The organism is Allocoleopsis sp., assembly GCF_036703385.1.
Lineage (GTDB): Bacteria > Cyanobacteriota > Cyanobacteriia > Cyanobacteriales > Coleofasciculaceae > Allocoleopsis.
Map to the genome: position 1 here is coordinate 1 of NZ_DATNPA010000348.1, position 7,277 is coordinate 7,277.

Here is a 7,277-nt window from a genome sequence, read left to right on the forward strand (position 1 = left end):
ACCCCATGCCATAATTTGCCCCTACAGAAGCCGCACCGTTTCAATCCCTGATAGGGATTTTAGTCGATTTCAACCTTATCGACATCACCGGCCCTGCGGTAATTAGCGTTTCAATCCCTGATAGGGATTTTAGTCGATTTCAACCGCTTGTGTCTGAAGCCCTTGTTGTATTTAATTTTTAATGTTCAGTTTCGAGAACCTCTATGAATATAGCATTTTCACGAGAGGATGAGTCAAGACATCCTGAGTTCAAATTTGAGCAAATCCAGCGTTGATAAGCCTTTCACGATATCCGAGAACCTATTTAAGGGGGCAATATCCTTAAAACCATATCAGGCAAGGGATACAGCCCCAAAAATTAACTCATCCAAAAAAACACCTACAGGTTCTCGGATTAAGCGAAGAAAATCGAATCGTCTCGTGGTTGTTCACCGCCAATCCGTTCCACTTTACCCTGGCAGCAAGCACAGAGGAAGTAAAAGCGGATACTGTCTTCGTCTGGTTTAATCAACTGACTCAGGCGCGATCGCAACTTGGCATACTGAGTCTCCGTCAAGCTGCACTCAAATACACTGTACTGCATCCACTGCCCATAAGACTTAAGAATTTTGTGAATTTTAGTACGGCGCTTATCTTCCGGGATATCGTAAGAGACAACAACGTACATAAATTAGTACAACACTAAGGGTGGATACTTATCGGTTTCGCCCATCAGATACTTCGCCAACAGTCGCGCCTGAAACTCAAACGCTTCCTGATATGTGCATTTGCGTCCCAGTACCGGATGCTTGAACTGAGATTGTTTCTTCTTTTGGTACAGTGTTAAAAATTTTCGACGCCCCTCTTGAGACAGCCGCACAACATTACTCAACGGTTCTGTAGTAAAGTCATCAAGGGTCAGAATGCGGAGATTGATGGCACTGAGCACCATAGCGTCAACCACTAATGGGCGGAATTCTTCCATTAAATCCAGTGCTAAACCTGGACGCCCGTAGTGCTGGTAATGAAGATACCCTAAATAAGGGTCAAACCCAACAATATTGACAGCACTTTGGATATCGTGGCGAAGCAGTGTATAACCAAAATTCAATAACGAATTGACTGGATCGGTAGCAGGACGGTGCCTGACTTTAAAGCTGAAGCCTTCCGTGCGAATCAGTTGCTGGAATACCCTAAAATAAGCCGCACTTCCTGCACCTTCTAAACCACGCAATGAGTTGATTGTGTGAGTTTTATCGAGAGAGGGGATAACGTTTTCAAGAGTTGCGATCGAGGCTTGGAGATTGAGTTCAGAATACTGCCGTTGACTTCGAGTTAACATCGTCCGATAATTTTTCAATTTACCTCGGATAAACCCCCGAACGACATGAAGGGCTTGGGGTGACTCTCCCGCTGCTTTCCATTGTGCTGAACGCACAAAAATATTTTTTGTTAATTCCGGCTCAAGTTTACCTAAATACTTCCCGGTTTCCGTGAGAAATGTCAACGGAATTTTGCGTTCTAGAAGTTCTGCGATCGCAGCTGGAGAAATTGTTGCTCGTCCCAATACAACAATCCCTTCTAATTTAATCAGCGGTACATCTTGTAGCGTCTGATTTTTAACTTTTACATTCAGCCGTTCATCGATTTTACCGATAAAGGCATCGTCTTGAATAATGTACAGACTTCCCATTCTTAAACTCCAAAATTGAATTCATATCTTGTCCAATCAATGTGTAAGGGCGGGTTTTGGCAATTCAGTTATCTGTTTGTACCAACAAATTTTCCCTAAACCCGCCCCTACACAAATGATGCAAAACGTCAACATTCTTGATAGCGTCGGACTTTTTCTGCCAGTTGGGGCAAGCATTGAGAATAGAGACTGCATCCTTTGCAGCGTTTGCTATAAATAGCAGGGGGTATGATGCCTGTTTGGAAGAGAGTCGTGATAGATTGAATAGTTGCGATCGCATCCTCTCGGAGGGCGTCTGAAATCTCGACGAGTTGGCGTTGGTGAGAATGGGCGTAATAGATAAAGCCTTGAGGAATAATTTGTCCCGTCATTTCCTCCAAACACAACGCTTGAGCACAAACTTGCAACTCATCGTTATCCCACTCACCCTTGCGCCCCCGTTTGTATTCCACAGGATAGAGTTGTCCTGACTCTGATTCAATTAAGTCCGATTTCCCGATGAGTTGGTAACGTTCAGATTTCAGCCAAATCGCCCGAATTTGCCAGGTTTCCTCTCGATGTCCCTCACCTGTAGTATGGACGCGATCGTGCAAGCTGGTACCTTCAATGGTGTACTGATTATCGATAAACTCTGCGGCACAAAACATCCGCCAACAGCGATGGGGACAATAAGCATACTGATTGAGGGCGGCAATAGGAATATAGTCCGTATCATTCATAATTTTCAGGAGTAGATAGCAGGATTCGGATATGGACAATAGGGGGTGGTTAACCTCTCCGACAAAGGGAGGTTAAATAAGTTGAGATTTAAACTTCCGATAACTCCGTTTATGGGAATTAAGCACAGAGGCTTATCCTGTCAGTGTCCCAACTTCAGACAAAAGGGGAGGCTAATACAACCGCCTTACCATCCCCATCCCCATCGGCGTCTTTCTCCCAACCCCACAATAAAGCGCAAAATCCGCAAGGGTGTTGATTTGCTTAATTTGCAAGGGTTGTATATCTCCCATCAATCGATAGCTAATTTCCCCCACACATCCGATGAATTTGCTGCGGGAGTCAGTGGCTATTTCGGTACGGATGTTGAAAAAACTGGGGAAGATAGATTCGAGCGCAAAATCTGATAACTCAATACCACTATATTTATGCCACCGATTCAGGAGACTATTGAATATACAGTCTCTGGTAGGGAGGGCGGTATCGTATTGACCTTGACGAAAAGCCGTGGGTGTGGTAATGCTGAAGGTGAGAATGCGCTCAGTGTGTGACGCCTGCTCGTACAATTGGGCATAACTGTAGGCATTTGCCCAAGGTTGAGTGGATTGGGGAGTGCCGAGAATGCTGGTAATATGCAAATCAGCAGAGCCAAGATGCCAGGGTTGTTCGGGATTGAGGTTGAGCCAGAGTTGGGTTAAGGAACCAAATAGGGTGTCATCGAGTAGGGAAATGCGCCACCAACAGGGGGTACCTGCGGGGATGGGTTTGGTGTGTTCCCATTGCAGAATATTCTCCTGACGTCTGACTCCTGACGTCTGACTCCTAACTACCTGTAAAGGACTAAGGGTGAAGGCTTTTTCGGTTTTTTCATTGTGGAGGCGATTCCCTAGTTCACGATCGACGTGACTCACCAGGCTAAAAAAGAGTGCATGGAGATGGCGTCCCGTCAGGAATTGGGGATAAATCGGCGAGGTGGGAACGAGATTGAGAACTAGGCTGTGTGGCATTGCTCATGCACCCCGAAAACAATACTGCATTCGAGCTGGAATTTGAAGTTGATTAAAGCGGTAGAATTGTCCCCCCCGCAGCCTAATATTACGAATTAGGCTAACTGGCGGCATATTGATAGTGTCGTAACTGAGTACCTGATACGAGAACATGACATCTAAGGGATTGAGGGGGTGAGGGAAGATAAAGGGTGACTCAGTGGTTGATGGTGTGACTTCCTGAGTTTCTGCGATCGCTATCTCAGCCTTACTCGCCCACTTCCCCAAACGAATCCATCTTGGTAACTTCAGAGGCTTTTGGGAGATGACAAAGAACTCAAAGCAGCTTTCTGGTGCTATTTCTTTTGCTCTCCCGAAGCTGGGGATGTTCTTCTGTGTTTTTTCCAGCTCAACATGGTAGCGGTTATCTGCATACTTCCAAGTGTTGAGAATGGCGGCGTGACAGAGCGATCGTGCTGGTGTTACATAAATTCCTTGTTGATTGAGGGGTACCAGATGTTCCTCATACTTAGGAACTTGTTCTGGGCAAAAGTAGCGGTAGGAATGCTCTTCAGGAACAGTTGTGGAATAGCGATCGCTATCTACTAACCCCAGCGAGTAGCAGAGTGCGTAGTTGTGCAGTACGGGTTCAGTTTCGTAGAGTCTGCCTATCTCACGAGTAGCGAAATAGAGGCTATCGTGTAATTCCAGGTTGCAGCGGTAAATAATTGCCATTGTCGTTACGCCGCTTTCGCCGCAGCTTTCTTAGACTTTTCAATATACTTGGCAAAGTAGTTTTTTGCCTCTTGATCAGCCTGCTGCAAAATCTCTGTGATACCCGCTTCACTTCCTGTTAGTGTCTTGACTTCATTAAGCAAAGGTGTGAAGGTATCGCCAATAAAGTCCGTGTGGACAATGAATTCTTCCGACATCAACGCTTCAATTGTGCTTTTTGCTGCTTCTATCACATCATCCTCATTCAATGGGTCAGGAGATTGTAAGGTATTAGTAGCTTTCATCTGATCGTAAATTGCCTGAGTCCAGCGTAGGTTACTGGTGATTTCTCCATCCGCAAATACAACACCAATTAACTCATTACGAACTCGACCAGTACGAGTTGTTTGAGCGCCATAGTGTCGCGTTCTGATGATGTTGTTAAAAACATAAAGAAAGCTAGCCTCAGTTGGGTCTTTGAGTGTCACAATACTAGGGAAGAAAATCTGAGGTTTAATGTGGTCTTGCTGATTAATCCGGCTAGTAACTTCTCCTTTACGGCTCATCGTACCGTTTTCATAGGGTGCATTGAGAGTAAAGGTTTCGTGGGATTCATCAAAAGCACTGATAGAGAAAGCCGTGTCTACAACAACCTTTGATTTTTCAGAACCCGAATCTCCAATAGCAAATCCATAAATAATGCAGTCAGGATTATTCATGGCAAAATCGACGTTGTACTCGCACTCTTCGGCTGTCATTAATCCATAGTTGCGGAGTAGTTCTCGACCAACCAAGCGCTCTGGCGTAGACTGCTTGCGCTTGAACATAGAAAGACGGCTAATTGCGTTTTTTTCTTTAATTCCTGCTCTGACTCGTGCTTTGTTTAGTTCTCCATCTGTTTGAAACAGAGGGTAAGATTCGGTAATGCGAATAGTCAGAAAATGAGCATATTTTCCCATTGGCTTGTAGGGAATTTCAGTATGAAACAATTTTTGATTAACTGATTTGAGCAATGCCATGATTAATTCTCCTAAATATGCGTGTTTGAGCAAAAAACTATGCTACAAGAACTTGAACAAGAATTTGCATGATAGAGTCTAGATTATCAGGGACAATATAGAGATCTAACCCTTGCTCAATTTCCTTGGTTTCTCGGTGTAAACGACCGAATTGCCAAACAGTACCAGTAGTTACTGCACCGAGCAGAACTGATTGTTCAGGAGTTCTATCCCACTGATCGAGAGCGATCATTTCTGCTACAAGTTGTGTAAAACCGTAGTCTAAATCTTCGCGCTTTGCTTCAATAACTAGCAGCTCAGTTTGACTTCTCAAAAGGTAATCTAAGTAACCTTGCAAATGCTGATTGATTTTGATGGGATACTCAATCCTTAATTGAGCTTTAGTGTATTGAACTAACTGCAAAAGTACTTGTGAAATCAAAACTTCCCGTCGAGAGGTTTCGCTGGCCAAATCAACGTAAGGAAGCACTGCTTCAATGCGAGCTTTGAGGTCTTCCAAATGCTCTAATTTATGCTGATATCGAGGCAGATTTAAACGCTTACGAGTCAGGCTATATCCAAATTCATTGGCTAAATCATCGGCAAGAATCCTTAATTCAAAGATTTTACTGAATGTATAAGACTGATTCGGATCTAAAACACGCATATTGCTTACATCCCTTGCTTTCTAAGTTCTCGATTCCTTTTCATCTGCATCACTATCTTTGCCGTCTTCAATTTGTGCAGCTGTGCTTGCCCTATCGCGACTTTCTTTGTCATCTTCAAGCCGATACAAGAACTCACAAGTATCTCGAATTAGGTTTAATTGACGCCCTGCTAGACGTGCGCGATCGCCTGCAAATGATTTCTCAAATACCTCCACCACAAAATACCGAGCAAAATCTAAAACAGCTTGCCTCTCTTCCTCGCGTTTGCTCATCATCCAGCGTCCTTCAGCAGTAGAAGCATGAACCCGATCCATCAGCTTAAACACCTCAGCCGCAACAGCCGCTACCAATGTTTCACCTTGAAAAACGCTTAATTCAGCTTTGAGGATTGTATCGGCAGCAATATCGATCGGTTTCAAGACAGCATTAGATTTGGGGTTATATCGCTTATTTGCTCGGTAAAATTTGCGGTATAGCTCAGTTAATGTTTTGACATGATTTGGTTTTGTCTCTTCTCCGTACTTCGTAAACCATTGCTGTGAGTCGGTATGCAATCCAACTGAGTCACCTGTGATTTGCTCATCTTTAGCTCGATCTTCTTTTTCATCTTCTAGGCGATAAAGGAACTCACAAGTATCTCGGATTAGATTTAGTTGAACACCTGCTAAACGAGCGCGATCGCCTGCAAATGATTTCTCAAATACTTCCACCACAAAATACTGAGCAAAATCTAGAACCGCTTGCCTTTCCTCTTCTCGCTTGCTCATGATCCAGCGTCCTTCAGCAGTAGAAGCATGAACCCGATCCATCAGCTTGAAAGCTTCAGCAGCAACCACTGCCACTAACTCATTACCTTGAAGAATGCTTGATTCAGCTTTGAGAATCGTGTTTGCGGCAACATCGATTGGTTTTAGAACAGCATTGGCTTTAGGATTATAGCGCTTATTCGCTCTGTAGAATTTGCGATATAGCTTAGTTAGCTTCTGGGGATGATTCAAGCTTGATTTTTCCTCATCTTTCACAATTAATTGCTCCAAGTCAGACTCAAATTCAACATAAGGGTCAAAGCAAGGGTAAAAGTGATAGGCATAGAGCTGAATTTTCTTAATAGGGGCCGTTTCACTGCTTTGGCTACGAACCCAACGATTTAGGTAACTGAAAACATAGAGAGGACTGGTTTCAAAATCCTTTGCAAGTTCAGTAAATCTGCCCCAGCTAGCATCATAGCCAGACTTGCCTTGTCGAGCATTAACATCTAAATGAATGGCATAAGCCGCCGTTAAGACATTTAAGGGAGCAGGGTATTGAATGCCGTTCTCAGTCCAGCCTTCTAGGATATAGTCGAGACGGAAGCGATCGCGCCTTACCAACGCTCGAAACGCATGAGGCGCACTATCGAGAAAAACACTCTCCTCAAACTCAGCACCATCATTAAAGGGTGGAATTGGAGACTCTGAAACAACCGTTTTGACATCCAAAATCATCGGGAATGCAAACGCCAACCAACTCGGCATTACCCAAG

8 protein-coding genes are annotated in these 7,277 nt (G+C 44.1%); all 8 read right to left on the minus strand.

Annotated elements, in window-relative coordinates; all coding sequences use genetic code 11:
- Positions 1–394: 394 nt before the first annotated feature.
- A complete protein-coding gene (gene cas2 / locus V6C93_RS17270) occupies positions 395–667 on the minus strand; it encodes a CRISPR-associated endonuclease Cas2 (RefSeq protein WP_333477909.1) in 273 nt (90 codons plus the stop codon).
- Positions 668–670: 3 nt separating this feature from the next.
- Positions 671–1,672 (minus strand): type I-D CRISPR-associated endonuclease Cas1d, encoded by a 1,002-nt coding sequence (gene cas1d / locus V6C93_RS17275; RefSeq protein WP_333477910.1) that lies wholly within the window; start codon positions 1,670–1,672, stop codon positions 671–673.
- A gap of 128 nt (positions 1,673–1,800) precedes the next feature.
- On the minus strand, positions 1,801–2,391 hold the full coding sequence (gene cas4 / locus V6C93_RS17280; RefSeq protein ID WP_333477911.1) for a CRISPR-associated protein Cas4: 591 nt from the start codon (positions 2,389–2,391) through the stop codon (positions 1,801–1,803).
- Between the two features lie 171 nt (positions 2,392–2,562).
- Complete coding sequence (cas6, locus tag V6C93_RS17285; protein ID WP_333477912.1) at positions 2,563–3,396, minus strand: CRISPR-associated endoribonuclease Cas6; 834 nt, start codon at positions 3,394–3,396, stop codon at positions 2,563–2,565.
- Positions 3,397–3,399: 3 nt separating this feature from the next.
- Positions 3,400–4,110, minus strand: coding sequence for a type I-D CRISPR-associated protein Cas5/Csc1 (gene cas5d, locus V6C93_RS17290; RefSeq protein ID WP_333477913.1), 711 nt, complete (start codon positions 4,108–4,110; stop codon positions 3,400–3,402).
- 5 nt (positions 4,111–4,115) lie between these two features.
- A complete protein-coding gene (gene cas7d, locus V6C93_RS17295; RefSeq protein ID WP_333477914.1) occupies positions 4,116–5,108 on the minus strand; it encodes a type I-D CRISPR-associated protein Cas7/Csc2 in 993 nt (330 codons plus the stop codon).
- A gap of 37 nt (positions 5,109–5,145) precedes the next feature.
- Positions 5,146–5,754, minus strand: a complete 609-nt coding sequence (locus V6C93_RS17300; protein ID WP_333477915.1) for a hypothetical protein — start codon at positions 5,752–5,754, stop codon at positions 5,146–5,148.
- Positions 5,755–5,775: 21 nt separating this feature from the next.
- Positions 5,776–7,277: type I-D CRISPR-associated protein Cas10d/Csc3 (gene cas10d / locus V6C93_RS17305; protein ID WP_333477916.1), on the minus strand; the 1,502-nt coding region annotated here is incomplete at its 5' end.

Coding starts and splice junctions, on each gene's coding strand:
- cas2 (WP_333477909.1), bottom strand. CDS start 667: ATGTACGTTGTTGTCTCTTACGATATCCCGGAAGATAAGCGCCGTACT.
- cas1d (WP_333477910.1), bottom strand. CDS start 1,672: ATGGGAAGTCTGTACATTATTCAAGACGATGCCTTTATCGGTAAAATC.
- cas4 (WP_333477911.1), bottom strand. CDS start 2,391: ATGAATGATACGGACTATATTCCTATTGCCGCCCTCAATCAGTATGCT.
- cas6 (WP_333477912.1), bottom strand. CDS start 3,396: ATGCCACACAGCCTAGTTCTCAATCTCGTTCCCACCTCGCCGATTTAT.
- cas5d (WP_333477913.1), bottom strand. CDS start 4,110: ATGGCAATTATTTACCGCTGCAACCTGGAATTACACGATAGCCTCTAT.
- cas7d (WP_333477914.1), bottom strand. CDS start 5,108: ATGGCATTGCTCAAATCAGTTAATCAAAAATTGTTTCATACTGAAATT.
- V6C93_RS17300 (WP_333477915.1), bottom strand. CDS start 5,754: ATGCGTGTTTTAGATCCGAATCAGTCTTATACATTCAGTAAAATCTTT.